Here is a 23,675-nt window from a genome sequence, read left to right as displayed (position 1 = left end):
TCGGCGGTGTGACGCGCGGAACCACTCACTGCGCGGTCGAGGCTGCGCGCAGGCGCCCCACGATCTCGTCGCGGCTGATGTCGCGTTCGGCCTCCGTCGCGAGGCGGCCGACGACCAGGTCGAGCAGGTTGAGTTCCCGGAGCATCTCGAGGGCGTCGTCGTGTTCGATGCCGATGTCCTGTCGGACCTCGTAGATGGTGTTCGAGCGCTTGACCGTCTCGATGAGTCGCTCGACGGTGACGTCGTCCGGCAGGCCGATGCCGTCCGCGACGACGGGTGGGCTCGGTTCGGGGTCGGCGTCCGGTTCGGGGTCGGTCACGGACTCCGCCTCGGCCGTCTGGTCCGACTCCGAACGCTCCTCGTCGTCCCCGCCCGTGTCGTAGGAGTTCGGCTGGTGGATGCCGTGGTCCACCATGTACCGTCGGACCGTCTCGGCGGTGACGTCCATCCCCAGGGCCTCGGTCATCTCGGCGAAGGTGTCGTGGGTCTCGTACACCTCCGCGAGCAGTTCCCGGTCGCGGAAGGGTGGGACGTCACGGTCCCGGCGCGCCGGCGGTTCCGACGCCTCGCGCTCCGTCGCGGACTCCTCGTCCACGTCCTCGGTGTCCTGGGTGCGCTCCGCCTCCCCTCCAGCCGTGAGTACCGCCGTCTCGGTGCGTTCCGACTCCGCCGCCGTTCCCGTCCCCTCCTCCGCGGGGACGGCCACCAGCGCCTCGACGGTCACGGACGCGTCGTCGGTCACCGTCCCGGTCGCCGAGACGACGTCGACGTCGTACTCGTCGACGGGGAGGACCGGCCCGGTCGTCTCGAGCCCGAGTCGGAGCGTCCCGTCGGCGTCGACGCTCGCCGCCCCGAGCGACAGTGTCGTCGCCCCGTCACCACCCGTCAGAGACGCCGTGAGCACCACCTCGGCCGTCAGCGTCCGCGACCCGTCATCCGACTCTCCCCCGCTCAGTTCGACACTCGACACCGTCCCGTCCGCGCGACACGCGTCGAGGAACCGACCCAGCTCACTCAGTGCCGACCCAAGAGACATGGTAGGCTCTAGCACGGCACTCCGTGCGAACGTGGTATGAAACTACGTGATGAATGCTGTCGGCGTTTTTATACTCTCCACCCCACCGACCCTGGGCGTGGCGGCCACGACGGCGTGGTCGACCGCCACGAAACCCTTTAGTCGGCCTCGGCACCAACTCCTACCGACCAGTCCGTCGCCGGGCCGTCACCGACTATGCCCCCCGCTCCGCACGTCGTCACGACCGAAGCCGCGTTCCTCGAGACCGCCGAGCGGGCCCACCCGACGGCCAGGGTCCCCGTCGAGGTCCGGGTGGACGTGACGGACCCGTTCGACGCCTACCGGCGGGCCCGGACGGAGCCTGTGCCCGCCGACTCCGACGGCCGCCGCCCCTCGCCCGACGGTGCCTTCCTCGAGACCACCGGCGGCCAGTCCGGGTGGGGCTACTTCGCCGTCGACCCCATCTCCCGCCTGCAGGTCGGCCCGGACCTCGTCCCGGTCGACGACTCGGGGGACTCGCCCACGCTCGCCGAACTCGCGGGCGTCCTCGACGGCGAGACGCTCGTCCGTGGCGAGTGTGACGTGCCGTACCCGTGTGGCGCGTTCGGGTGGCTCTCCTACGACGTGGCCAGGGAACTGGAGCGACTCCCCGAGACCACCGTCGACGACCGCGGCCTCCCGTCGCTCCAGCTCGCCGTCTACGACACCGTCGCCGCGTGGGAGGAGCCGCGCGGCGAGACGACGACGCTCCAGATCACCGCCTGTCCCCGCGTCGGCGACGACCCGGGTGCGGCCTACGAACGGGGCCGGGAGCGCGCGCTCGGGCTGGCCGAGCGGGCGACGACGGGTGACCCGTCGGTCGCCGACCCGCCCGTCGCGGCAGCCGACGCCTCGTTCGAGAGCGACTGCACCCCCGAAGCGTTCGCCGACCGGGTGCGAGCCGTCAAGGCGTACGTCCGCGACGGTGACACGTTCCAGGCGAACGTCTCCCAGCGGTTGCGGGCACCCGCCGCCGTCCACCCCGTCGCGGCCTACGACGCGCTCCGGCGGGTGAACCCGGCTCCCTACTCCGCCCTGCTGGAGTTCCCGGGTGTGGACCTCGTGAGCGCCTCGCCCGAACTCCTCCTCCACCGCGAGGGCGACCGCCTGCTCACGGAACCCATCGCGGGCACCCGGCCGCGCGGCGGGAGCGAGGCCGAGGACGCCGAGCTGGAGCGAGACCTCCTGAGCGACGAGAAGGAGCGGGCCGAACACGCGATGCTCGTGGACCTGGAGCGCAACGACCTCGGGAAGGTCAGCCGGTTCGGCACGGTCGACGTGACCGAGTACCGCCGCGTCGACCGCTACTCGGAGGTGATGCACCTCGTCTCGCTCGTGGAGGGGGAACTCGCCGAGCAGTACGACCTCGCGGACGCCATCGCGGCCGTCTTCCCCGGCGGGACCATCACGGGCGCACCGAAGCCCCGGACGATGGAGATCATCGACGAGGTCGAACGGACCCGACGCGGCCCCTACACCGGCTCGATCGGCGTGTTCGGCTTCGACGGCCGCGCCACGCTCAACATCGTCATCCGCACGCTCGTCCGCCGCGGGCCGGAGTACTTCCTCCGCGTGGGCGCGGGTATCGTCCACGACTCGGTGCCCGAACGCGAGTTCGAGGAGACGCTCGACAAGGGGCGCGCGCTGGTGAACGCGCTCGACGACGCGCTCGGTGACCGGGGCGAACTGGAGGTGGTCGCCGACGGGACGGGCGTCGGCGAGGAGACGGTGGGAGGTGACGGCGAGTGACCCGTATCCTCGTCGTCGACAACTACGACTCGTTCGCCTACAACCTCGTCCAGTACGTCGGTGAGGCGGTGGGTGCACCCGACGACGGCGAGGTGCTCGTGCGCCGGAACGACGCCGTCGACGTGGCCGGCGTCCGCGAGCTCGACCCGGACGGCATCGTCGTCTCGCCCGGTCCCGGCACCCCGGCCGACGCGGGCGTCTCCATCCCGCTGTTCCGCGACCTCTCGTACCCCACGCTCGGGGTCTGTCTCGGCCATCAGGCGCTCTGTGCGGCCAACGGCTCCCGGGTCGGCCACGCGCCCGACGTGGTCCACGGGAAACCCTCGACCGTCCGCCACGACGGCGCGGGCGTGTTCGCCGACCTCCCCGAGACGTTCGAGGCGGGGCGCTACCACTCGCTCTGTGTCGCACGGCACGACCTGTCGGACTCGCTCGTCGAGACGGCGTGGACCGACGACGAACGACAGGTCGTGATGGGGGTCCGGCACCGCGAGCGACCACACGAGGGCGTGCAGTTCCACCCCGAGAGCATCCTGACAGACGTGGGGATGCAGATGGTGGAGACGTTCGTCGCGCGGTGTGCGGTGCAGTAGGGAAGCTTCGGCAGTCGTCTACACGGTGATGGGGGCGATAGCGACCACCGCGAGGCGGATGCCCGCGCCGGAGGAGACGGCCGCCGCAGTCCGCTGGCCGCGTGCCATCCGCTCGAGACCCACTCCCGGGCCGTTGTCGAATCCCGTGGGGGACCCACCTCAGCGGCCGACCAGCGCGCGGAGCCGTGCCCCCCAGCCGGCGTAGACGAGCAGGTACGAGACGCCGTAGCCGGCGAGGACGAGCACCAGTCCCACCCGCTCGGCCGTGGGACGGGTCGCCCCCAGCGCCCCCGCCACCGAGACGGCGAGCGTGGCGACCAGCCACAGCACGATGACGCCCATCACGAACCGTTCGAGGGCGTCGACGTCCCGGCCGGTCGAGGTGAACTCGACGGCGACTGGGAGCGCGAGGAGGAGGGCGGCACCCGCCACCTGCAGGGGTGGGGTGGTCCCCGAGAGCACCACCGTCTCCAGCGAGAGGAGCAGGGGGAACAGCCCGAGGCCGGCGCGGAACGTGGCGCCGACGAACCGCTGGAGGCTCCGGGCGTACGCCTCGGCCGTCTCCTCGTCCATGCCCCACCGCTGGACCGAGACGGCCCTAACCGTTTCGCCGGTCCACCCGAGTCAGGCCCGCCGTTCCGCGGCGAGGACGACGTTCTCGAGGAGACAGGCGAGCGTCACCGGCCCGACCCCGCCCGGGACCGGGGTGACGGCGCTCGCCACCTCGCTCGCGGACTCGAACGCCACGTCGCCCACCACCTCGACGCCGTCGTCGGTCTCCCGCCGGTTCGCGCTCACGTCGACCACGACGGCTCCGGGCGAGAGCATCGAGCCGTCGACGAGGCCGGGGACGCCGGCGGCGGTGACGAGCACGTCCGCGCGACGGGTGTGTGCGGCGAGGTCCGAGGTCCGCGAGTGACAGACCGTCACCGTGGCGTCGCCCCCCTCGCCCCGGCGGAGGAGGTGGTTCGCCAGCGGTCGCCCGATGGTCGAGGAGCGGCCCACCACGACCACCTCGCGGCCCACGACGGGGATGCCGTAGGCGTCGAGGAGTCGCCCGACGGCGGCCGTCGTCGCCGGGACGAACGTCGGGTCGCCCGCGACCAGTCGGCCGAGCGTCTCGGGGTGGAAACCGTCGACGTCCTTCTCGGGGCCGAGGCGGGTCCGGACCCCCATCTCCGGGACGTGCTCGGGGAGCGGCGCCTGGACGAACACGGCGTCAACCGCGTCGTCGGCCGAGCACCGTTCGACGGCCCCGTGGAGCCGTTCCGGGGGGGCGGTGGGGTTGACCCGGACGTCCCGGCCCTCGACACCGACGGCCTCACAGGCCTCGTGTTTCAGCTTGACGAACCGCTCGTCGCTGTCTTCGTCGCTCATCAGCACCGTGGCGAGCGTGGGGACGACGCCCCGCTCCCCGAGGGCCGCGACCCGCTCGCGCACGTCGTCTCGGACCCCCGCGGCCACCGCGTCGCCGCGCAGTCTGTCGGCCGGCACGCCCGCATCTGGGCGGCCCGGGGGTTTGGGTCTGTCCCCGGTGGAGGGTGAAACGGGTACCTGTGGCTCGACAAGACACTTGTGTCGACCGCATCAGTGCTGGCCCATGAGCGAGAACCGCCGGTTCGTCCCGCGGGGGGAACTGGACCCGAACCGCGACCTCGGCGTCGCGGCGGGGCTGGTCCTCCTCGGAGCGGTCGTCCCCCTCCTCGTCGACCTCCTCGCCCACGACCTGCTCGCGCTCTACCTGCCCGGGATGGCGGGCGTGGCCGTCGCCGCAGTCGGCGTCGGGTTCTGTCTCTGGCTGGTGGTGGAGTGGCGCGACCTCGACCGGCCGAACGTCGCCGTCGCCGCCGTCCTCGTCCCCGCCGCCCTGTTCGCCGCGGTGCCGGTACTGGGTGCGGCCGGGCTGTTCGCCCACGTCCCCGACCACCTCTACGTGAGCTTCGAGGCCGTGTTCGGGTACTTCGGGGGGATCGCACTGGGCGGGCTCGGGGCGGTCGGCCTCTCGGTCGCCCTGGAGCGCCGCGACAGCGTCCCGGACCCACGCCGGGTCGCGACCGGTGCCGCCGTCGTGCTCGTCGTCGGCCTCGCGCTGGTCGCCGGCGTCAACTTCGCCGCGGCGAGTTCGGCCACCGTCACGTCGATGGAGGCGGGACTGGCACCCGTCTCCGACCCCGCCCTGAACGTCACCGTCGAGGGCGCCAGCGCGGAGATGCGCGTCACTGTCGTCGGCCCGACGGGCGCGTCGGTCACCGAACGGGTCTCACGGGACGACCTCGAGGACGGCCGGACGACGGTCTCGGCGCGGCTCTGGAACGACGAGACGCCCCCCGACGGGTACCTCGCGAAGGCGAACGGCACCTACCGCGTCCGGGTGACGACGCTCGCGGGCGTCACCGTCGACCGGGCGACGTTCGAGGCCGACCCCGGCGTCGCGCTGCGGGTCGTCGAGACGGACTCGGCACGCGGCGAACTCGACTGGAACCGCTCGGACCCGGGGTCCCAGCACGAGGTCCGGGTCGGGGTGGTGGTCACCAACGACGGCGCGTTTCACACCTCGGCCGAGGCGAGCGTGGCCGTCCCCGGCGAGGCGCGTGACCCTCGGTCGGGCACGTACTACTTCGCCCCCGGTGAGACCGAGGCGGTGGTCGTCGGCATCCCCGAGGAAGCCGTCGAGCGGTTGCGCGACGAGGGGAGCGAGACGGTGACGGTGACCGTCTGGCAGAGCCGGCACCGGGACCGGCTGCTGGCGACCGTCGAGGTGCCGCTCCCGGACGAGGAGAGCGACCCCGGCCCGCGCCCGTGAGGCGCAACGTTTTCACGACGGGCGCGGAGCGTGAACGTAGATGGGCCGAAAGCGCGACGCGGCGCGGTTCGAGCTGAACACCGAGCTCGACGTCCTCCGACACGAGCCGCTGGACTGGTTCCTGCTGACCGGGAACCGTCTGATCGTGAGTGCCCTCCTCCTGACACTCGTCTCGGCGACCATCTGGTGGGCCGTGCTGAGTGGGCTGGCACCCCTCGTCGAGCCGACGCCGACGCTGTTCCTCCTGTTCGCGCTCATCGGCGGGAACTTCACGCTCATCACCATCGTCGTCTCCATCAGCCAGTTCGTGCTGGCGCGACACCTCGAGTCGCCGGGCGAGGTGCGCGAGCAGATGCGCGAGGTCATCGGGTTCCGCGAGGAGGTCAGTCGGATCACGCAGCAACGGGTGGTCCCCGTGACGCCCGGTGGGCTGTTCGAACTCCTGTTCGAGAGCATCGAGCGGGACGTCCGGGCGCTCGAGCGGACCGGGTGGACGCCCGCGGACCCCGCGCTCGAGGGGTACGCCGAGCGCCTGCTCGACGACCTCGCGGCCCACATCGAGTACGTGCAGACCCTGCTCGCGGGCGGGAGCGCCGGCGTCCGCTACGCGCTCATCGCCGTCCTCGACACGAACTACTCGCGGTACTTCGTGGGGGCGTATCGGCTCCGCGCCTCGCAGGAGGAACCCCTGCCGGAGGCCGTCGAGGGGTCGCTGAACCGACTCGAACGCCACGTCGAACAGGTCGACGTCGCCCGACGCTACTTCAAGACCATCTACATCCAGTCGGAGCTCGCGTCGCTCTCCCGGACCCTCCTGTTCATCGGCATCCCCGTGCAGGTGGTGTCGGTGGTGCTGATGCTCCTGTTCACCGACGCCACCGGCCCGACCATCTCGCAGGGCACCCTCCGGGTGGTCATCCCACTCGTCGTCACCGCCGGGTTCGCCCCCATCGTCCTGTTGACGACGTACATCCTGCGGCTGGCGACGGTGGTCCAGCGGACCGCCGCGATGTACCCGTTCACCACGAACGCGGAGCAGTAGGAGCGGCCGTCGACCGCTCAGCGCCGGCCCACCGAGAGCTCGAACAGTCGCAGCCCGTCCGGCGCCCGGACGGTCACCGTCACCTCGCGCCCGAGCGGCTGGACCGTCCCCTCGTCGGGGGGCGTGGCCGTCGCGCGGAGGGTGCCCTCGTCGTCGACCCAGAGGTAGCGCGAACCGTCGCCGAACGGCTCGTCGAGCGTCTTCTCGTACGTCGTCCCGTTCGACGTCAGCGTCACCGTGCTGTTCGCGGGGACGCTGTCCCCGTAGAGGTGGACCAGCTCGACGCCGCGTTCGTCGAACTCGAAGATGTCGAGTTCGAGCTGGAGCGACGCGCTCGGGGGCACGTCGTCGACCCACGCGGGCGGTGCGGGCGGCGCGACGCCCAGTTCGGCCACGTCGTACACCGTCCGGTAGGTCGTCCCCTCCTCGTAGGTCACGTTCGTCTCGGCGTGTCGGATGACGCCGCGTTCGTCGACGCGGAGGAGCCCAATCGTGTCGTCCACGCCGTCGTTGGCGACCCGGTCGATGGACGCCTCGAGGGTGACGACTCGGACGCCGTCGACGCGCTCGACGTCCGTCACCTCGTACTCGTCGGCGGCGAACTGGATGTCGCGCTGGAGGCTGCCGAACCAGACGAACCACTCCGGGGGGTAGGTCCGGTCACGGACCTGATAGGAGGGTTCACCCGCCTCGACGCGGTACGAGAGCATCGTCGACTGGTTCAGCCACACCTGACTGGTGATGACGCTCTCGTTGCCCCCGGAGTCGTACCCGGTCGCCGTGGCGTTCTGGAACGCCACCTCGCCGCCCGGGCCGACCGTCGTGGTCAGGACGAGGCGGTTGCTCGGCTCGCCCGCGTACGTGCTGGTGATAGTCTGCTCGACGACGAATCCCTCGGCGAGCAGTTCGCGCTGGTGCGCGTTCAGCAGTGCGACGGGGTTCTCGATGCCGTCGTCGGTGATGCCGGGCGCGAGTTGTGCGCCCGGCGCGGCGGGCGTGGGGGTCGGCGTGGGTGAGGACGTCGGTGTCGGGGTGGCGGGGGGTGAGGGGGTCGGCGTCGCCGTCGGGTGGGGCGTCTCGGTCGGCGTGCCGGTTGCCGTGGGCGTCGGCGTCGGACTCGTCGGGCCGCCGGCGTCGAACGAACAGCCGGCGAGGAGGACGGCACCCACGACGAGCAGTGTCAACCATCGATTCATACCTGATAGAATACAGGTGTGGAGATGAACCGTCCCGCTGACTCTCGGTCGATGAGAACCGTCCGCCTCCCGGGAGTGGAGCCCGCACGTTTTTTGCGTCGGCTGGCCGGAGAGAGGCGTATGTCCACCGTCCGCCGGCTCGTGGTCGACGTCCTGAAGCCACACGACCCGCCGCTGCCGGAGTTCGCCAGCCGGCTCGCCGAGGTGGGGAGCGTCGCGGGCGTCACCGTCTCGCTGGTCGAACTCGACCGCGAGGTCCAGAACGTGAAGATCACCGTCGAGGGCGGGGCCATCGAGTACGACGAGGTGGAGGCGGCCGTCGAGAACCTCGGGGGGACCGTCCACTCCGTCGACGAGGTGGCCTGCGGCGAGTACGTCGTCGAGGATCGCCCCACCCAGCAGGACCACTGACGCCGATGGCCGACGCCTCGCTCCGTGGCCGCCTGCAACGACTCCTCCGCGACGAGGACGTCCGCTCCATCGCCCGCCGCTACTTCGTCTCCAACGGGTTCGACGGGACCCTCACCAGCATCGGCGTGGTCGTCGGCGCCGTGCTCTCGGGGGTCCCGGACGGCCTGACCGTGGTGAAGATCGGCGTCGGCGCCGCCGTCGGGCTCTGTACCTCGGCGGTCTGGAGCGTCTGGGAGATCGAACGGGCCGAGACCCGCGCGGAGATACGACGCCTCGAGCGGGCGATGCTCACGGACCTCGACGACACCCGTATCCAGCGCGAGGTGGCCAGCGCGCGGCTGTTCCACGCCCTGATGAGCGGCCTCGGGCCGCTCGTCGGCATCGTCATCCCGCTCACCCCGTTCCTCTTCGAGGGGACGGTGTTCGGGATGGTGGAGGCGGCGTTCGTCGCCGTCGGTCTCGGGGTCGCCGTGCTGGGCGCGTTCGGGGCGTACATGGGCTCCATCTCCGGCCAGCGGTGGTACGTCGCCGCGGCCCGGATGGGGGTGGCCGGCGTGGTGGTCGCGCTGGTGAACCTCGTGCTCCCCGGCTGAGCGGCCGGCCGCCCGGTCAAGCTACAAGTCACCCCCCGCCGAACGCGCTGGCGAGACGATGTCGCTGTGGTGGATCCTGGGGACGACACTCGCCATCAGCCTGATCGCGTGGGTGGGCGTGTTCACCCTCTCGCTCGACGAGGAACGGCTCGACCGACTCCTGCTGGTCCTCGTCGCGCTCGCGGCCGGGGCGCTGCTGGGCGGTGCGGTGTTCCACCTCCTCCCGCAGGCCATCGAGACGGTCGGGGGCGACGCCACGCTCCCGCTGTTCGGCTGGTTCGTCGTCGGCTTCTGTCTCTTCTTCGTGCTGGAGCAGTTCATCGGCTGGCACCACCACCACGCCGCGACCCACGAACGCGAGCCCGTGGGCTACCTCGTCCTCGTCTCCGACGCGCTGCACAACTTCGTCGACGGCCTCGTCGTCGCCGGCGCGTTCGCCGTGGGCGTGCCCGTCGGCCTCGTCACGGCGCTCGCCATCGCGCTCCACGAGATCCCACAGGAGATCGGCGACTTCGGGGTCCTCGTCTACGGCGGCTTCGAGCGCCGTCGGGCGCTGGTCCTCAACTACGTGACGCAGGCGACGGTGATACTCGGTGGAATCGTGGGCTGGCTGCTCGCGGGCCGCCTCGGTGGCGTCCCGGTGTTCCTGCTCCCGTTCGCGGCGGGCAACTTCGTCTACATCGCGAGCGCCGACCTCGTCCCGGAGATAAAGGGAGAGGGCTCGCTCCGGCGCTCGCTACTGCACTTCGCGGTGTTCCTCGGCGGCGTCCTCTCGATGCTCGGGGTGCGTCTGCTGCGGCCGCTACTCGGATGAGCCTGCGGGGGTCGACTCGAGACACCAGACGGTCTCGCGCGCCGGGAACCGCGACCAACGGCTAAGTAGACCCCGACAGACCGTCGACCATGACCCCAGCGACGGACCCGGACGCGTCGGCGACCTTCGAGCGACTGACCAGCCTGGACGGCGGGACCCCAACGCTGATAGAGGGACTGCCGGGACACGGGCTGGTGGCCGCCATCGCGGTCGGCCAGATACGCGAGCAGCTCGGTCTCGAACACCACGGGAACATCCGCTCGTCGGCGTTCCCGCCCGTCGCGACCTTCGCTGACGGCCTCGTCCAGGACCTCGTCAGGGTGTACGCCGGGACGGAGCCGGACGTGCTGACCCTGCAGAGCGACCTCGCGCTCCCACCGTCGTCGTGGGTCCCGCTCGCCGAGTGCGTCATCGAGCAGTGTGCCGAGGAGTTCGACCGGGCCATCTTCCTGACGGGCGTGCCGGCCGAGTCCGAGAGCCGCCTCGGCGACGTGGCCGGCGTGGGCACGACCCCCGCGATGCGCGACGAACTGGACGCCGCGGGGGTCGACCTCGCCAGCGATCCCGGCCTCGTCGGCGGCGTCACTGGCGCACTCGTCGAACGGTGCTACCACGAGGGGGTCCCGGCGATGGTGCTCGTCGTCCGTGCCCACCCGTTCCTGCCCGACCCCGGCGCGGCCCAGCACGTCATCGAGGAGGCCCTCGAACCGCTCGTCGAGTTCGACATCGATACGACGGAGCTCCGCGAGCAGGCCGACGAGATCAGCGCCCGGATGCAACAGCTCTCCGAGCAGTACGAGCAGATGGAGCGCGAGCGACAGGGCGTCGCGGACCAGTCGCGCGGCCCGAGCATGTTCCAGTAGGCACCCGGACCCCGGACCGCTGGCGCCCGAGGAGTTTTCCCGCCACTAGTCGTGGCTCACGCCGATGGTCCTCGTCGAACTCGGTCTGTTCGGGCTGGGCCTCCTGTTGCTCGTCGCCGGGGCCGACCGGGCCGTGGGGGCCGCCGGAGACATCGCGCTCCACTACGGGCTCTCGTCGTTCTTCGTCGGCGTCACCGTCGTCTCGGTTGGCACCTCCGTCCCGGAGATGGTCACCTCCGTCCTCGCGGCGTACTACGGCGCGGGCGACCTCGTGGTCGGCAACATCGTCGGCAGCGAGACGGCCCAGATGACCCTCGCTATCGGTGTGGTGGCGCTCGTCGCGCCCATCGTCGCCACCCGGCGGAACGTCCTCGTCTACGGGACGGCGATGACGCTCGCGATGATCATCATGCTCCTCGTGCTCGACGACGCGCGCGTCCAGCGCTCGGAGGGCGTGCTGATGATGCTCGCCTACGTCAACTTCGTCTACACGCTCTACACGAACGAGGGGGGCGAGGAGATAAGCGAGGAGGTCATCGAAGAGGAGCTGCCGCCGCCCTCGCGGGCCGGGCCGGTGCTCGTCGGGGGGCTCGTCCTCGTCGTGGTCGGAGGACAGGTGATGGTGACCAACGGCGTGGCGCTGGCGCGGACCGCCGGCGTCTCGGAGTACCTCGTCGGCCTGCTGACCGGCCTCGGGACGACGGCCCCGGAGGTGTTCGTCGCCAGCATCGCCGCCTACCGCGGCGACGGCGGCATCTCCGTGGGGTCGCTGCTCGGGAGCAACATCACGGATCCCGTCTTCTCGCTGGGCGTCGGAGCGCTCGCGTTCGACGTGGTGGTGGCGTCACCCGAGGTGCTGCTCCCCTCGCTCGTCTACATGCTCGTCGTGAGCGTGACCGTGCTCGCGCTGATGTACTGGCGGCGGGGTATCGACCGGTGGGCGGCACTGGTCTGTCTCGCGCTCTACGTGCCCACGTTCGTCGTGCTCTGAACGCAGGTCAGAGCGGGTCGGGGCCGTCCGGGTCGAGGCCGCGGACCAGGTCCCGGACGTACGCCTCGGTCCGGTCGGGGTAGTCGTAGTCGGCGGCCGCCGCCGTCTCGCGGGCGAGCCACTCCAGCAGGTCCAGCGTCGCCTCGAGCGCCACCCAGCACTCGCTCGTGTCGTAGTCCGCGAACGCCGTCTCGAGTTCGGCGACGGCCCGGTCGTCGGCCCAGTCCTCGAGGAAGCGCCCCCCGTGCCACGAACGTCGACCGTGGACCGCCCGGGCGTGCCACTTCAGGACCGGGAGCAGACACTCCCACTTCAGGTAGCCGTCGAGGCCGCGCTTGGCGGTCCAGAGCTCGCCCCGACGGAGCTTCTTGGCCACCCAGAACGCGTGGTACCACGCGTCGTGGAGCGTCTCGAGGAACGCCGCCTCGTCGGGGAGCGCGAGTCCCAGCGCCTCGAAGTCGACCCGGTCGACCCGCGCCGCGAGCCGGTCGGCCATCCTGTCCGAGTCCACGAGGAAGCGGTACCCCCGGTGGAAGACGGCGAACACCTCGTCAGGGAGCGCCTCCAGGTCGGTCACCGCGTCGGCGGGCACGGGGACGAAGTCCACCTCCAGCCCGTCGTCGAACACGACGTGGCGCTGGGGGAACGTCCCGACCGGCGTCTCACCCCGGCAGGTCACCCACGGCTCGCCGAGCGCCTCGAGCCACGCCGTCTCCTCGGCGTACCGCTCGGGGTCGGTCGCCACGAGCACGACGTCGAGGTCCGACCACACGTCCGCCGGGCGGTCCTCCCGTGCCCGGGAGCCGAAGACGATGGCCGCACGGACGTCCGGGCGGTCGCGCGCCCAGTCGGCCACCCGCCGCTCGAAGGCCTCGTAGTCCCACGGTGGTGGTGTCACGACTTGACCTCCCGCCCCACTGTAAAAAAACGTGCGCGCCGGCACCCGGAACGTATCTACCGGGGGTGGTGTAGCCGCCGGCATGAGCAGGCGCATGACGTGCTCGTGAACGCTGGCGTCCGGGAGGCCACCGCGCTCGCCGCCGCCGACACCAACGCGAGCATCGTCCTCTCCGCTCGGGTGGCGAACCCGGACCTCGGGATCGTCTCGCTCGTCGAGGACGCGACGCTCGCCCAGCACCACCGCATCGCCGGTGCCGACGTCAGTGCCGAGACGGGTGGTCCTCACCGGGACGGACGAGAGCGTCCAGCGGTTCGAACGGCGCCTCGGCGTCTGAGCGCCCGGTCAGTCGGTGAGCGCCCACCGGAGGCCGCCGACGACGAGGCGGTCGAGGCTCCACGTCGCCACGCCGTAGCCGACGAAGAACACCAGCAACACGACGAGGTCGACGACGAGCAGGGAGCCCACGTCGAGTCGGACGAGGGAGTCGACGACCGTGACCACCGCCTCGAGACCGCGGTCGAACGACAGCCACGCGACGGCACCGCCGAGCACCACCCCGAGCAGGCAGACGAGGGCCATCGGCTCGGACGGCGGGGACCGGGAGGCGGGGTCGGGGTCGACCTCGTCGTGTGAGCCGAGGCCGAGCGCGGCGAGCTGGCGCCGGAGCTGGTCGATGGTCGTGACGACGAGGACGAACCAGAGGAACGCCGCGAGTGCGAACTGGACGGCCGACGGGGCCACGTCCGGGAAGATGTCCGCTGCCACGGCCACGACGGTCGGGGTGACCCGGTCGACCACCAGGTAGAACAGGACGTACCCGAGCAGGGCGTCCACGGGACCGTACGGGGGGAGGTAGCGCGCGCCGGCGGCCGGCCGCTCGCGCCGGGTCTCGGAGTCGACGTGCGTGTTCATACGTATCGTTCCTCGACGGACGACGTGAATCGTGCCGGTGGCTCTCACGCGGCGGGAACCGGCCGCGAGCCGTGAGAATCGCGGCTCGCGGTCGACGCGCTCACACGCGTCCGGCCGCTCCCGCCTCCATGATGGTCCGCATCGACGCGCAGTTCGGGCAGGCGTGGACGGCGTCCTCGTTGTCGCCGAAGACACGGGCGAACGAAGGGCTGACGTACTGACCGCAGTTGGCACAGGTCTCCATGAGTGGTGGATGTCGAGTGTGAGCTGTCAAGAAGGCGCACGTAGATTCTCAGCGCGCGGGAAATCGCCAGCAGGCAGGTCCGTCGACCCGCGAGCACGGCCGGTCTCCGCCGGCCGGCCACGGCCGTGACACTTTCTCACCAGCCAAGAACTTGAGGAGACACTTTATGAGAGGGGGGTCTAGGTGGATGCAATGGAGAGTCACGTCGAGGAAGAGTTCACCTTCCACTGTCCGGTCTGCGAGGAATCCCTGAAGGTGAACGACTCCATGAAGCAGGCCCTGGTAGAGAAGGGGTGCGTGGTCTGTGGGGCCGACCTGACGGTGGCGGCGTTCACCGTCGGCTGACCCGACACGGCGACCGGCCCGGCGGCACACCGACCCGACGAGCGAGTCGATTCCCCCCGGAAGATGTCCCGACACGCCCCCGACACCGCGACGCCCGACGAGCACCCCGAGTCGGCGCCGGGGTGGCGCGGCGTCGTCCTCTTTCTCGCCCTGACGTTCGGGTGGTCGTGGGGGTTCTGGGTGCCGAAGGCACTCGAGAACGCCGGCCTCGTCGCCAGCGTCCCGACCCTCCCCGAACTGGGACCGTTCGGCCCCAGCGTCGCGGCCTTCGTGCTCGTGACGTACGCGGGCGGCCTCGGGGGCGCGCGCCGGTTGCTCGCCCGCGCGGTGTCACTGGAGTTCCCGACGCGGTGGCTCCTCCCCGCGCTCGTGCTCTCGCCCGCCCTCGTCGGCGGTGCACTCGTCGTCGCGTTCCTCACGGACACGGTGCCGTCGTTCCCGTGGACGGGCGAACTGGTCGTCCTGCCGGTCGCGTTCGTGTTCATCCTGCTGCTCGGCGGCCCCGTCCAGGAGGAGTTCGGCTGGCGGGGCTACCTGCTCGACCCCGTGCAAGCCCGGTTCGGCGCGCTCGGCGGTGGGGTCGCCGTCGGGCTCGTGTGGGCGCTCTGGCACGTTCCGCTGTTCTACATCCCCGGCGAGACCATCTACTACCAGCGGCCGTTCCTCGGGTTCGCCGTCTCCATCACCCTGCTCTCGGTCCTGCTGACGTGGGTGTACAACAACACCGGTGGGAGCCTCCTCCCGGCGCTCCTGTTCCACACCACGTTCAACTGGTCACAGGGGATGTTCCCCGTCCTCGAGTCGGACCCGGCGAGTCTCGCGTTCGTCGTCCTGCTGGCAGCCGTCACGCTCGTCGTCGTCGGCTACTGGGGTCCGCGGCGACTCGTCAGGTCCGCGGCCACCCCGACGTGAACCGACGTGGGCCGGCCCGGCGTTCCTCAACAGTTAAGAACGCCGGTATTGTGCCTTCGAGACACGAGCACATGACCCTGGACCTCGAATCCGAGATGTCGGCCGGTGAAGTCGACGGCCTCCTCGGCCGGCACGAGACGGGCGTGCTCTCGCTCGCGCGGGGTGACGAGCCGTACGCCATCCCCATCTCGTACGGCTACGACGTCGACGGGCGGTGTTTCTACCTCCGCCTCGTGTCGACACCGGAGAGCGAGAAGCGCCGGTTCCTCGCCTCCACGCCACAGAGTCGCCTCGTCGTCTACGAGGAGGACGGCGACGTCTACCGGAGCGTGGTGGCGACGGGCGACCTCAGGGAGGTTCCACGGTCCGAACTCACCGTGGACCACGTCGTGCAGTACGGGGACGCCAAGCGCCCCCTGTTCGAGATCTGGGGCGAGGTCGAGCGGGACCTGGACGTCGGGCTCTACGTCCTCGACCCGGAGGAGTTGAGCGGGCGGCGCGTCGAGGTCGGTCGGTGACACGTTCGAGAAACTCACTCGACAGCGAGCGTTTCTGACCTCCTCGCGCCCACAGACTCAAGTGACGTGGTGAGGAACGACCGATTGAGATGACTCCCGCCGGTATCCGCACGACGGTGGAGTTCACCGACCCGGAGTTGTGTCCGCTCGTCGAGTTCTCGGCGCGTGAGGGCGCGACCGTGCAGACCGTCCGGCGGACCCGGTCACCGACGCCCGACGGGGGAGCCACCGTCGAGTTCTCCGCCGACGTCGCGGTCGACCCCGAGGGCCCGGTGACGCGACTGTTCTCGCACGGGCCGGTCAACCGCTACCGGCTCTCGACCGACGAGCCACCGACCTGTCCCTGCTCGTGTCTCGGTTCGTTCGGCTGTCCGGTCACCGAGTACGAGGCGCGCGAGGGGACGCTGCGGCTCGTGTTCTACGCGGCGGACTACGAGCAACTCCGGGCCGTCGTCGCGGCGCTCAGGGAGCGCTTTCCCGACGTGGACATCGTCCGGTTCGTCCGCTCGCCGGGTGACGGTGACCCCGACGGCAGCGACAGCGTCCTCGTCGACCGGGGCCGACTGACGCCCCGACAGCGCGAGGTGCTGGAGACGGCGTTCGAGATGGGCTACTTCGAGCGGCCGCGGCGGGCCAACGCGACCGAGGTGGCCGAGACGCTCGGCATCGGTCTCTCGACGTTCCGCGAACACCTCGCCGCGGCCGAGACGAAGCTCCTCGAGGACGTCCTCGGCCGGGGTCGCTGAGCCCGCCCGCGCCCGCCGGTCCTCACACCCACGCGAACAGTTCCGTCCGGGCCTGCTCCGGCGGCAGGCGCGCGTCACACTCGTCACAGTGGTAGGTCCGACGGTCCTCGCGCTCGACGCTGATGTCCGCACTCGTGAGCCACGTCCCGCAGTCGGCACACTCCATGGCGACCGGAACCAGTGGGTCGCGCCTGAAAACAGGGGCCGGTCCGTCCCAGTCACTGGGACTCTGGACGACGCCGATATATAAACCACCCCGACTACCGGGGGTACGGTTTCGTCCCAGATACCGCCGTCCATCGTAGTATGAGCCAGTCAGAGTCCGCGTTCGTCGCCGCCCAGCAGACCGAGTCCACCATCGACGTGAGCCGTGTCGACGACGCCGACGAGATGCAGGCACTCCTCGACGCGTTCGGGGACGCCGACTGCCGGGCCATCCTCGAGGCGACCGGCGAGGAGGCGCTGACCGCCGCGGAGATCTCCGAGCGGGTGGACCTCCCGAAGTCCACGGCCTACCGGAAGATCGACACGCTGAGCGAACTCTCGCTGGTCGAGGAACAGACCCGCATCCGCCGCTCGGGCAAGCACGCCAGCGAGTTCCGCCGGGTCGTCGAGGACCTCTACGTCACCACCACCGACGACGGCGGCATCGAACTGCGCGTCTCGCGACTGGCCCGCCCCGAGCAGTTCGGCGTCCCGCGGCCGAGCGCGTACTGAACCGTCCCTCCGCACCGGGCGTGACCGTTCTTCCTCGTTCGTTGCAGACGCCGCCGTCCCGGTTCTCGGGACGTGACACCGAGCGATACGGTTAGTCCCGCCCACGGACGACTCACAGCCTGGCGTCGGCTCGGAGAGGGCGGCGCCGGAGAGAGCCATGGCCACCGTACCACAGACCACGGAGGAGTTACGAGCGGGACCGGCTCGGTTCGCCGAGGCGGTCTACGAGAAGCAGAACCTCGACTACGTCGACGAGACGTTCGCCGAGGACTGGGTCGGCCACATGGACGGCGAGGAGATGACACGCGCCGAGTACCGGGAGATGCACGCCGACCTGCTGGAGGGGTTCCCGGACGTCGAGATGACGTTCGAGGCGGTCGTCGTCGAGGACGACACGGTCGCGGGACACTGGGTGATGACCGGCACCCACACGGGTGAGTTCGTCGGGCTGAAACCGACCGACCGGACCCTCGAGATCGGTGGAACGTTCGTCAACCGCCTCGACGAGGACGGTCTCGTCGTCGAGTCGTGGCAGACCATCGACCGGTTCGGGATGCTGCAGCAACTCGGCGTCGCGCCCGAGGACTTCGGACCACGCGCGCTGTTCAAGGTGCTGCTCAACCTGCTCGGGAGCGCGCGCTGAGACCGACGCCGGCGGGGGTGGACCTACTCGCGGTCTGCGAGGTCTTCGAGGCAGAACCACCAGTCGAGACACTCGTGGTCCGCCCCCTCGGCCTCGGCGAGGCGGGCCTCCGCCGAGGCCACGTCGCTCGGCGGTTCGAGCAACACCCGGTCGCCGAAGTCGGGGTGGTCGGGCCAGTCACCGGGGACGGCCACGTCGTGTTCGTCGGCCGTCTGGAGTGCCCTGATCGACCGGAGTATCTCCTCGATGTTCCGGCCGATCTCCATCGGGTACTGGAGGACGAGCCGGATGGTCCCCTCGGGGTCGACGACGTAGACCGACCGGACGGTGCTGGCGCCCATCTCTGGGTGCACCATCCCGAGGCGCGTCGCGACGTCGCCCGCCTCGTCGGCGACGATGGGGAACTCGATCCGGACGTCCAGTTCGTCCTCGATCCACGTCACCCACTCGATGTGCGAGTGGACGCGGTCGACCGAGAGGCCGACGAGGTTCACACCGAGCGCCTCGAACTCGTCGTGTCGCCGCTGGAAGGCGACGAACTCGCTCGTGCAGACGGGGGTGAAGTCACCGGGGTGGCTGAACAGCACGAACCACTCGCCCTCGTAGGCGTCCGGGAGCGAGAGTTCGCCGTGCGAGCTCTGGACCGTCAGTTCGGGGAACTGGTCGCCGAGACCGGGCTGTCGGTGGGTGGTTTCGGATTCCATCACTGGTAGTCCTCCCTTCGGGAGAGGCGCTGGTAAGCTAGCGTTCGGTCCTGACCAACCGCCCCACTGCGGTCGTGTGGGCGGCGTGCACGGACCGACCTCGTCGGTCGTCGACCGCGTTCCGGTCTCGGCGTCGTCGCGGCAGGAGGACGGTCCTCCCGGTTCTCTTCAGCCACCACGCCGGTGGTTCCCACGCCGTGGTACTCGAGGTGACAATTATCGTGTGTCGTTGACGTTTCTCCGACCGGCCATGCCAGTCAAGAACCTCGCGGTAGACGTCGTGACGGCACGCAGAGACACCTCGATCCCGGCGCTCGCGCGGATGATGGAGGAGGAGGAGCTGGGCGACATCGTCATCGCCTGGAACGAGGAACCCGTCGGCATCGTCACCGACCGTGACATCGCCCTCGCAGTCGGGCACTACGACGACCTGTCGGACGTGACCGCCGCCGACATCATGACGGAGGACCCGGTGACGGTCCACGAGGACGCCACCGCCATCGACCTGCCGGCCGCGATGGCCGAAGGGCGCGTCCGCCGCATCCCCATCGTGAACGACGACGGCAAGCTCGTCGGCATCGCCACCCTCGACGACGTGGTGGCCACCGCCGGTGAGATGCTGAAGGACGTCGCGACGGTCATCGAGTGGCAGTCGCGCGAGTACCGACCCGAGGAGTGAGTCGACGGGGCGCGACCCCGACCGTCCCGTTCTCCGGAACGTTCCCCGTCGCCGGGACCCGGCGGGCGGGCTTATTCCGCCGTCCGTCGAGCGCGTCGTATGCTCTCGGGAAAGGTCGCCATCGTCACCGGTGGCACCACGGGTATCGGACGGGCCATCGCGGCCGAGTACGTCGAACAGGGCGCGACCGTCGTCGTCTGCGGGCGGACGGAGTCGACCGGTACGGCGACCGCCGACGAGGTCGGCTGCGAGTTCCGCCAGTGTGACGTGCGCGAGTACGAGCAGGTCGAGGCGCTGGTCGAGGGGGTCGTCGAACGCCACGGTCGGCTCGACGTGATGGTGAACAACGCGGGCATCACGAGCGTGACGCGGCTGGACGAGATGCCGCTGGAGGAGTGGCGCGACGTCCTCGGGACGAACCTCGACGGCGTGATGCACGGCTCGAAGGCGGCGCTGCCTCACCTGCTCGAGACGGAGGGGTGTATCGTGAACGTCGAGTCCATCTACGGCCTGCGCGGGGGGAAGGGGGCGGCCTCGTACTCGGCGTCGAAGGGCGGCGTGGTCAACTTCACCCAGCAGGTGGCGGTCGACTACGCCGCTCGTGGCGTGCGGGTCAACGGCATCTGTCCCGGCCACGTCCGGACGCCGATGACCGAGGAGCTCTGGGAGAGCGAGCGGTTCAACGAGTTCGTCCGGGCACACACGCCGATGGACCGGCCGGCGGAACCGGAGGAGGTGGCACCGCTGGCGGCGTTCCTCGCGAGCGACGGGGCCTCCTACATCACGGGCGCGAACATCCCCGTCGACGGCGGGTGGACCGCGTTCTGAGCTCCGGGCAGGGAGCCGCGACTCACTCCGAGTCGTGAGCCTCGAACCCCGGCGGCAGCCCCACGGACTTGATGCCCGATCGGTCGGCGATGTCGAAGCGGTAGAGCCGCACCTCCTCCTCGGCGAGCGCCCGCTCGAACACCTCCGGGCGCCACACCGACTCGACGGCCTCGCGGACGTCGTCGACGTCCTCGGGGGGCACCTCGACCAGCCCGCCGGTCAGGAGCACGCTCCGCCAACTGAACGTCGACTCCGTCGTGAACACGAGGAAGCGGGCGTCCTTCGCCCGCTCGGTCAGGTCGACCTTGCGGCTCTCGGAGCCGAGGAAGTAGAGCAGGTAGAGCCCGTCCTCACCGTCGTACCAGAACGACATCGGCCGCATGCTCGGGGCGTTCCCGGTCGGCAGCCCCAGCACGCCGACGCTGTGACTCGACAGGAACCCCCGGATCTCCGCCTCGTCCATGCGCTCCACGTCGTACGCCGCGAGTTCGTCGAGTGTCATCACTGCACACAGGAGGACGGCCGAGGACATAACCGCCCCGCAGGTTCCCAGGACGAGGGAACGGTGGGGTCGCCCCCGTCAGGGACCCCGTGGTCGCCGTCGTCCGGCGACGACGACGAGGACCGACCCGAGGAGCCCGGCGAGCACGTCGGGCCACTCGAACGCACGGCCGGGGACCGCCTCCTGCAGGCGCTCGGTGGCGAGCCCGTAGCCCACCGAGAGCGCGACGGCGAGGGCAGCACCGCGGCAGGTGGGGCCGTCCTCGGCTTCTATAGCGCGGGCGAGCGCGGCCGTCAGCCACGCGTGGCCGGCGAGGTGGAGGAACTTGTCCGGGCCGAGCCACCCGAAGTCGGGGTTGCGCCCCGGCGGGAGCGGGACGGCGGAACCGACGAGGAGGAGACCGGCGGGGACGCCGACCGCGATGGCGTGGGCGGCCCGTTCGAGCGTGGACATGTCGAGCCCGGTAGGACGCGGAGGGGTTTGAGTCCGCGGGTGGCGTCCGCCGGACACAGGCTCAAGAGCCCTCGTGCAGTAGTGGAGTGGCGTGCTCTCCGCCGCCGCGCTGACCGTCGCCACGGGCGTCTGGGTGATCCTCCCGGCGTACGTCCCGAACAGCGTCGCGGTCCTCGTCGGCGGCGGGCCGCCCATCGACGGCGGGCGGACGTGGCGCGGCGAGCGACTCCTCGGCGACGGCAAGACGTGGCGCGGCTTCCTCGGCGGGACGCTCGCGGGGGCGGCACTCGCGCTCGTGATGAACGCCCTCCAGCCGACGCTCGCGCCCGCGCTGCCGTCGTTCCCGCCCGCGGCCGTCGTGACGCTCCCGCTCGGCGCGATGCTGGGCGACTCCGCCGGCTCGTTCCTGAAACGCCGGAGCGGCAGGGAGCGCGGGGCACCGGCGCCCCTCCTCGACCAGCTCGGGTTCGTCGTCGTCGCGCTCGGGCTCACCCTCGCCGTCGCGCCGGCGTGGACGCTCGCGACGTTCACGCTCCCCGTCCTCGCGGTCGTCCTCCTCCTGACGCCGCTGGTCCACGTCCTCACGAACGTCGGGGCCTACCTCCTCGGGCTGAAGGAGGAGCCGTGGTGAGCGGCGTACCAGCCGCCGGCCGCCAGCACCGCCCCGACGAGGCCGGCGAGGACGTCCGCGAGTTCGAACGCGCGGCCGGGGACCCACCGCTGGAGCCGGCCGCTCGCGAGGCTGTGGCCAGTCGAGACGACCACGGCGAGGACGGCCGCCTGCCCGTCGCTGCAGCGGCCCCCGCCGAAGGCGTCGGCCAGCACTGCCGCGTAGCCGGCGTGGCCGACGAGGTGGAGGAACTTGTCCGGGCCGAGCCACGCCCACGACTCGTGGCGGCGGAGCGGCGAGGGGACGACGGCGGCCACCAGCAGGACGAGCGTGGCGACGACGACGCGTCGGCACCGCGGGTCGGTCGAGTCTGGAGCCATCACCGGACGGTACGCGCCGGGGGCGCTTGAGCGCGGCGACGGGACCGTTCGCCCTCGGAGACGTTCACGCGACGGCGGCTGGCGGCGAATCAACGGCTTTGGGCGTCGACGGGCGACCCCCGCCATGGCACAGGTACCCAGCCCGAAGGCGGTCGAGAAGGCCGACGAGTACTGGCACGTCCGCTTTCGCGACCCGGACGAGTTCAGCGAGATACGCACGCCCGACTGGGCGGCTGAAGCCGCCGAGAGCGTCTACGAGGGGAGCGAGGTCCGCACGGGCCACCGCGAGGGGAGCGACGAGTGGGTGGTCCAGTCCGTGCTGATCCCGGCCTCGGCCGAGCGGTCGACGGCCGAGTCGAAGGCGAAGGCGATACTGGAGAAACTGGAGGGCTGACCCGGATTCAGAGCAGGTCCCCGAGCGCGGTCACCAGTCGCTCGTTCTCCGCGGGCCGGCCCGTCGTGACCCGGACGTAGCCCGGGCCGAGTCGGTCGTCGTCGAGCGGCTTGAGGTGGATACCCCGCTCGGCCAGCGCGGCGGTCAGGTCGCCCGCGTCGTGGGGCGCGACGTCCGCGAGGAAGAAGTACGTCTCCGAGGGGAACGTGCGGACCCCGAGCGCACGGAGGTCCGCCGCGAGGTCGCGGGCCCACGACCGGAGACGCTGGACGCGCTCGCGGATCCGGTCTTCGTGCTCCAGCGTGGCGATGGCCGCGGCCTGCGAGGGTCGGGCCAGCGGGTAGGCGTCGTTGCTCGCGTTCAGGTCGGCCGCGACGGCCTCGGGGAGCACGGCGTAGCCCACGCGGAACCCCGCGAGGCTGTGAGCCTTCGAGAGGGTGCGAGTCACGAGCAGGTTCTCGTACTCGGGGACGAGGTGGACGACCGACCCGTCGACGAAGTCGACGAACGCCTCGTCGACGAGGAACCGCGTGTCGGGGTGCGCCGCGAGCAGGTCCGGCAACACCGCGGTGTCGAGGGCGGCCCCGTTGGGGTTGTTCGGGTTCACCAGCGTCACGAGCGTCGTCCCGTCCGGGACCGAGAGGTCACGCAGGTCGAACTGGAACGCCTCGTCCGGCCGGAGCCGCGTCTCGGTGTAGCGCTCGGCGATCTCGGGGAACAGCGGGTAGGTCGGCGTCAGCAGGTGGACCTGCTGGCCGAACCGGTCGAACAGCTGTCGCAGTATCAGCTCTGACCCCGCGTTGACGTGGAGGTGCTCGACGGGGACCCCGGCGCGCTCGGCGAGCAGGTCGCGCAGCGGCGCTGAGTAGGGCTCCGTGTAGTGGTTCGACCGTGGAAGTTCGGCACGGGCGGCGGCGACTGCCTCGTCCAGCGGCGGCAGCGGGTTCTCGCAGAGCAGGAGACTGAGTCCCTCGACGCCGGCCCCACCCTTCTCCACGGTCGACGGCGTGGTCGGTCGGTCGGTCATGCCCGTTCCGTGGCGACCGGTGGTAGAAAGCGTTGGCCGGGCGCGGGTCAC

At 70.9% G+C, this 23,675-nt stretch carries 32 protein-coding genes; 19 read left to right on the top strand and 13 right to left on the bottom strand.

The window, feature by feature from the left end; all coding sequences use genetic code 11:
* Positions 1–25 precede the first annotated feature (25 nt).
* The gene (locus tag N0B31_RS20975; protein ID WP_260593603.1) at positions 26–1,036 is read right to left on the bottom strand and encodes a DUF8073 domain-containing protein; all 1,011 of its coding nucleotides are present in this window, start codon (positions 1,034–1,036) and stop codon (positions 26–28) included.
* A gap of 195 nt (positions 1,037–1,231) precedes the next feature.
* On the opposite strand from N0B31_RS20975, the gene pabB reads away from it, so the two are divergent.
* Together pabB and N0B31_RS20965 are read left to right on the top strand one after the other, a co-directional pair.
* Positions 1,232–2,803, top strand: a complete 1,572-nt coding sequence (pabB, locus tag N0B31_RS20970) for an aminodeoxychorismate synthase, component I (RefSeq protein WP_260593602.1) — start codon at positions 1,232–1,234, stop codon at positions 2,801–2,803.
* The gene (locus N0B31_RS20965; protein ID WP_260593601.1) at positions 2,800–3,396 is read left to right on the top strand and encodes an anthranilate synthase component II; all 597 of its coding nucleotides are present in this window, start codon (positions 2,800–2,802) and stop codon (positions 3,394–3,396) included. Before pabB ends, N0B31_RS20965 begins: the two co-directional genes overlap by 4 nt.
* A 159-nt stretch (positions 3,397–3,555) precedes the next feature.
* Here the strand turns inward: N0B31_RS20965 and N0B31_RS20960 are convergent, their stop codons facing one another.
* Both N0B31_RS20960 and N0B31_RS20955 read right to left on the bottom strand, forming a co-directional pair.
* Complete coding sequence (locus tag N0B31_RS20960; protein ID WP_260593600.1) at positions 3,556–3,969, bottom strand: hypothetical protein; 414 nt, start codon at positions 3,967–3,969, stop codon at positions 3,556–3,558.
* 51 nt (positions 3,970–4,020) lie between these two features.
* Positions 4,021–4,890, bottom strand: coding sequence for a bifunctional 5,10-methylenetetrahydrofolate dehydrogenase/5,10-methenyltetrahydrofolate cyclohydrolase (locus tag N0B31_RS20955; protein ID WP_260593599.1), 870 nt, complete (start codon positions 4,888–4,890; stop codon positions 4,021–4,023).
* 106 nt (positions 4,891–4,996) lie between these two features.
* On the opposite strand from N0B31_RS20955, the gene N0B31_RS20950 reads away from it, so the two are divergent.
* Together N0B31_RS20950 and N0B31_RS20945 are read left to right on the top strand one after the other, a co-directional pair.
* Positions 4,997–6,199, top strand: a complete 1,203-nt coding sequence (locus N0B31_RS20950) for a hypothetical protein (protein ID WP_260593598.1) — start codon at positions 4,997–4,999, stop codon at positions 6,197–6,199.
* Between the two features lie 40 nt (positions 6,200–6,239).
* Positions 6,240–7,241: a DUF7972 family membrane protein gene (locus N0B31_RS20945; protein ID WP_260593597.1), complete on the top strand. Its 1,002-nt coding sequence runs from the start codon at positions 6,240–6,242 to the stop codon at positions 7,239–7,241.
* 17 nt (positions 7,242–7,258) lie between these two features.
* Here the strand turns inward: N0B31_RS20945 and N0B31_RS20940 are convergent, their stop codons facing one another.
* Positions 7,259–8,437, bottom strand: coding sequence for a hypothetical protein (locus N0B31_RS20940; protein ID WP_260593596.1), 1,179 nt, complete (start codon positions 8,435–8,437; stop codon positions 7,259–7,261).
* A 120-nt stretch (positions 8,438–8,557) separates the two neighbouring features.
* Between N0B31_RS20940 and N0B31_RS20935 the strand changes: the two genes are divergently transcribed.
* The 5 genes from N0B31_RS20935 (at position 8,558) to N0B31_RS20915 (ending at position 12,109) form a co-directional block, all read left to right on the top strand.
* Positions 8,558–8,848, top strand: coding sequence for a DUF211 domain-containing protein (locus N0B31_RS20935; RefSeq protein ID WP_260593595.1), 291 nt, complete (start codon positions 8,558–8,560; stop codon positions 8,846–8,848).
* Positions 8,849–8,853: 5 nt separating this feature from the next.
* A complete protein-coding gene (locus N0B31_RS20930) occupies positions 8,854–9,441 on the top strand; it encodes a VIT1/CCC1 transporter family protein (protein ID WP_260593594.1) in 588 nt (195 codons plus the stop codon).
* A gap of 58 nt (positions 9,442–9,499) precedes the next feature.
* Positions 9,500–10,255 (top strand): ZIP family metal transporter, encoded by a 756-nt coding sequence (locus tag N0B31_RS20925; RefSeq protein ID WP_260593593.1) that lies wholly within the window; start codon positions 9,500–9,502, stop codon positions 10,253–10,255.
* 89 nt (positions 10,256–10,344) lie between these two features.
* Positions 10,345–11,118, top strand: a complete 774-nt coding sequence (locus N0B31_RS20920) for a proteasome assembly chaperone family protein (protein ID WP_260593592.1) — start codon at positions 10,345–10,347, stop codon at positions 11,116–11,118.
* A gap of 64 nt (positions 11,119–11,182) precedes the next feature.
* Positions 11,183–12,109, top strand: coding sequence for a sodium:calcium antiporter (locus N0B31_RS20915; RefSeq protein ID WP_260593591.1), 927 nt, complete (start codon positions 11,183–11,185; stop codon positions 12,107–12,109).
* 7 nt (positions 12,110–12,116) lie between these two features.
* On the opposite strand, the gene N0B31_RS20910 is transcribed toward N0B31_RS20915, so the two are convergent.
* From N0B31_RS20910 to N0B31_RS20900, 3 genes are all read right to left on the bottom strand, one after another.
* Positions 12,117–13,007, bottom strand: coding sequence for an aminoglycoside 6-adenylyltransferase (locus N0B31_RS20910; RefSeq protein ID WP_260593590.1), 891 nt, complete (start codon positions 13,005–13,007; stop codon positions 12,117–12,119).
* Between the two features lie 345 nt (positions 13,008–13,352).
* Positions 13,353–13,922 (bottom strand): hypothetical protein, encoded by a 570-nt coding sequence (locus N0B31_RS20905; RefSeq protein ID WP_260593589.1) that lies wholly within the window; start codon positions 13,920–13,922, stop codon positions 13,353–13,355.
* A gap of 100 nt (positions 13,923–14,022) precedes the next feature.
* A complete protein-coding gene (locus N0B31_RS20900; RefSeq protein WP_260593588.1) occupies positions 14,023–14,166 on the bottom strand; it encodes a DUF7563 family protein in 144 nt (47 codons plus the stop codon).
* 192 nt (positions 14,167–14,358) lie between these two features.
* Here N0B31_RS20900 and N0B31_RS20895 point away from each other — a divergent pair, with 192 nt between their 5' ends.
* From N0B31_RS20895 to N0B31_RS20880, 4 genes are all read left to right on the top strand, one after another.
* Entirely contained in the window at positions 14,359–14,511 is a 153-nt protein-coding gene (locus N0B31_RS20895) for a DUF7560 family zinc ribbon protein (RefSeq protein ID WP_260593587.1), read from the top strand.
* A 63-nt stretch (positions 14,512–14,574) separates the two neighbouring features.
* Positions 14,575–15,423: a CPBP family intramembrane glutamic endopeptidase gene (locus N0B31_RS20890; protein ID WP_260593586.1), complete on the top strand. Its 849-nt coding sequence runs from the start codon at positions 14,575–14,577 to the stop codon at positions 15,421–15,423.
* A 71-nt stretch (positions 15,424–15,494) separates the two neighbouring features.
* The gene (locus N0B31_RS20885) at positions 15,495–15,941 is read left to right on the top strand and encodes a pyridoxamine 5'-phosphate oxidase family protein (RefSeq protein WP_260593585.1); all 447 of its coding nucleotides are present in this window, start codon (positions 15,495–15,497) and stop codon (positions 15,939–15,941) included.
* Positions 15,942–16,030: 89 nt separating this feature from the next.
* Complete coding sequence (locus N0B31_RS20880; RefSeq protein ID WP_260593584.1) at positions 16,031–16,687, top strand: helix-turn-helix domain-containing protein; 657 nt, start codon at positions 16,031–16,033, stop codon at positions 16,685–16,687.
* 22 nt (positions 16,688–16,709) lie between these two features.
* On the opposite strand, the gene N0B31_RS20875 is transcribed toward N0B31_RS20880, so the two are convergent.
* Positions 16,710–16,853 (bottom strand): hypothetical protein, encoded by a 144-nt coding sequence (locus N0B31_RS20875; protein WP_260593583.1) that lies wholly within the window; start codon positions 16,851–16,853, stop codon positions 16,710–16,712.
* Positions 16,854–16,993: 140 nt separating this feature from the next.
* Between N0B31_RS20875 and N0B31_RS20870 the strand changes: the two genes are divergently transcribed.
* Together N0B31_RS20870 and N0B31_RS20865 are read left to right on the top strand one after the other, a co-directional pair.
* A complete protein-coding gene (locus tag N0B31_RS20870) occupies positions 16,994–17,404 on the top strand; it encodes a winged helix-turn-helix domain-containing protein (RefSeq protein ID WP_260593582.1) in 411 nt (136 codons plus the stop codon).
* Between the two features lie 157 nt (positions 17,405–17,561).
* Positions 17,562–18,047 (top strand): ester cyclase, encoded by a 486-nt coding sequence (locus N0B31_RS20865; protein ID WP_260593581.1) that lies wholly within the window; start codon positions 17,562–17,564, stop codon positions 18,045–18,047.
* Positions 18,048–18,070: 23 nt separating this feature from the next.
* Here the strand turns inward: N0B31_RS20865 and N0B31_RS20860 are convergent, their stop codons facing one another.
* The gene (locus N0B31_RS20860) at positions 18,071–18,751 is read right to left on the bottom strand and encodes a peroxiredoxin (RefSeq protein ID WP_260593580.1); all 681 of its coding nucleotides are present in this window, start codon (positions 18,749–18,751) and stop codon (positions 18,071–18,073) included.
* A gap of 250 nt (positions 18,752–19,001) precedes the next feature.
* Between N0B31_RS20860 and N0B31_RS20855 the strand changes: the two genes are divergently transcribed.
* Both N0B31_RS20855 and budC read left to right on the top strand, forming a co-directional pair.
* Positions 19,002–19,430 carry a CBS domain-containing protein gene (locus N0B31_RS20855; RefSeq protein ID WP_260593579.1) on the top strand — a complete coding sequence of 143 codons (429 nt, stop codon included), beginning with the start codon at positions 19,002–19,004 and terminating at the stop codon, positions 19,428–19,430.
* Positions 19,431–19,529: 99 nt separating this feature from the next.
* On the top strand, positions 19,530–20,258 hold the full coding sequence (gene budC / locus N0B31_RS20850) for a meso-2,3-butanediol dehydrogenase (RefSeq protein WP_260593578.1): 729 nt from the start codon (positions 19,530–19,532) through the stop codon (positions 20,256–20,258).
* A gap of 22 nt (positions 20,259–20,280) precedes the next feature.
* Here the strand turns inward: budC and N0B31_RS20845 are convergent, their stop codons facing one another.
* Both N0B31_RS20845 and N0B31_RS20840 read right to left on the bottom strand, forming a co-directional pair.
* Positions 20,281–20,760, bottom strand: coding sequence for a pyridoxamine 5'-phosphate oxidase family protein (locus tag N0B31_RS20845; RefSeq protein WP_260593577.1), 480 nt, complete (start codon positions 20,758–20,760; stop codon positions 20,281–20,283).
* Between the two features lie 78 nt (positions 20,761–20,838).
* A complete protein-coding gene (locus tag N0B31_RS20840; RefSeq protein ID WP_260593576.1) occupies positions 20,839–21,213 on the bottom strand; it encodes a VanZ family protein in 375 nt (124 codons plus the stop codon).
* A 91-nt stretch (positions 21,214–21,304) separates the two neighbouring features.
* Here N0B31_RS20840 and N0B31_RS20835 point away from each other — a divergent pair, with 91 nt between their 5' ends.
* The gene (locus N0B31_RS20835) at positions 21,305–21,844 is read left to right on the top strand and encodes a CDP-2,3-bis-(O-geranylgeranyl)-sn-glycerol synthase (protein WP_260593575.1); all 540 of its coding nucleotides are present in this window, start codon (positions 21,305–21,307) and stop codon (positions 21,842–21,844) included.
* Here the strand turns inward: N0B31_RS20835 and N0B31_RS20830 are convergent.
* On the bottom strand, positions 21,811–22,203 hold the full coding sequence (locus N0B31_RS20830) for a VanZ family protein (RefSeq protein ID WP_260593574.1): 393 nt from the start codon (positions 22,201–22,203) through the stop codon (positions 21,811–21,813). The genes N0B31_RS20835 and N0B31_RS20830 overlap by 34 nt on opposite strands.
* Before the next feature lie 124 nt (positions 22,204–22,327).
* On the opposite strand from N0B31_RS20830, the gene N0B31_RS20825 reads away from it, so the two are divergent.
* Complete coding sequence (locus tag N0B31_RS20825) at positions 22,328–22,597, top strand: hypothetical protein (RefSeq protein ID WP_260593573.1); 270 nt, start codon at positions 22,328–22,330, stop codon at positions 22,595–22,597.
* Positions 22,598–22,604: 7 nt separating this feature from the next.
* Here the strand turns inward: N0B31_RS20825 and N0B31_RS20820 are convergent, their stop codons facing one another.
* A complete protein-coding gene (locus tag N0B31_RS20820) occupies positions 22,605–23,624 on the bottom strand; it encodes a pyridoxal phosphate-dependent aminotransferase (protein ID WP_260593572.1) in 1,020 nt (339 codons plus the stop codon).
* Positions 23,625–23,675: the final 51 nt, after the last annotated feature.

Source organism: Salinirubellus salinus, assembly GCF_025231485.1.
Taxonomy (GTDB): Archaea; Halobacteriota; Halobacteria; order Halobacteriales; family Haloarculaceae; genus Salinirubellus; species Salinirubellus salinus.
Note: the sequence above shows the minus strand (reverse complement) of the source record. Positions and strands in the feature narration are given on the sequence as shown.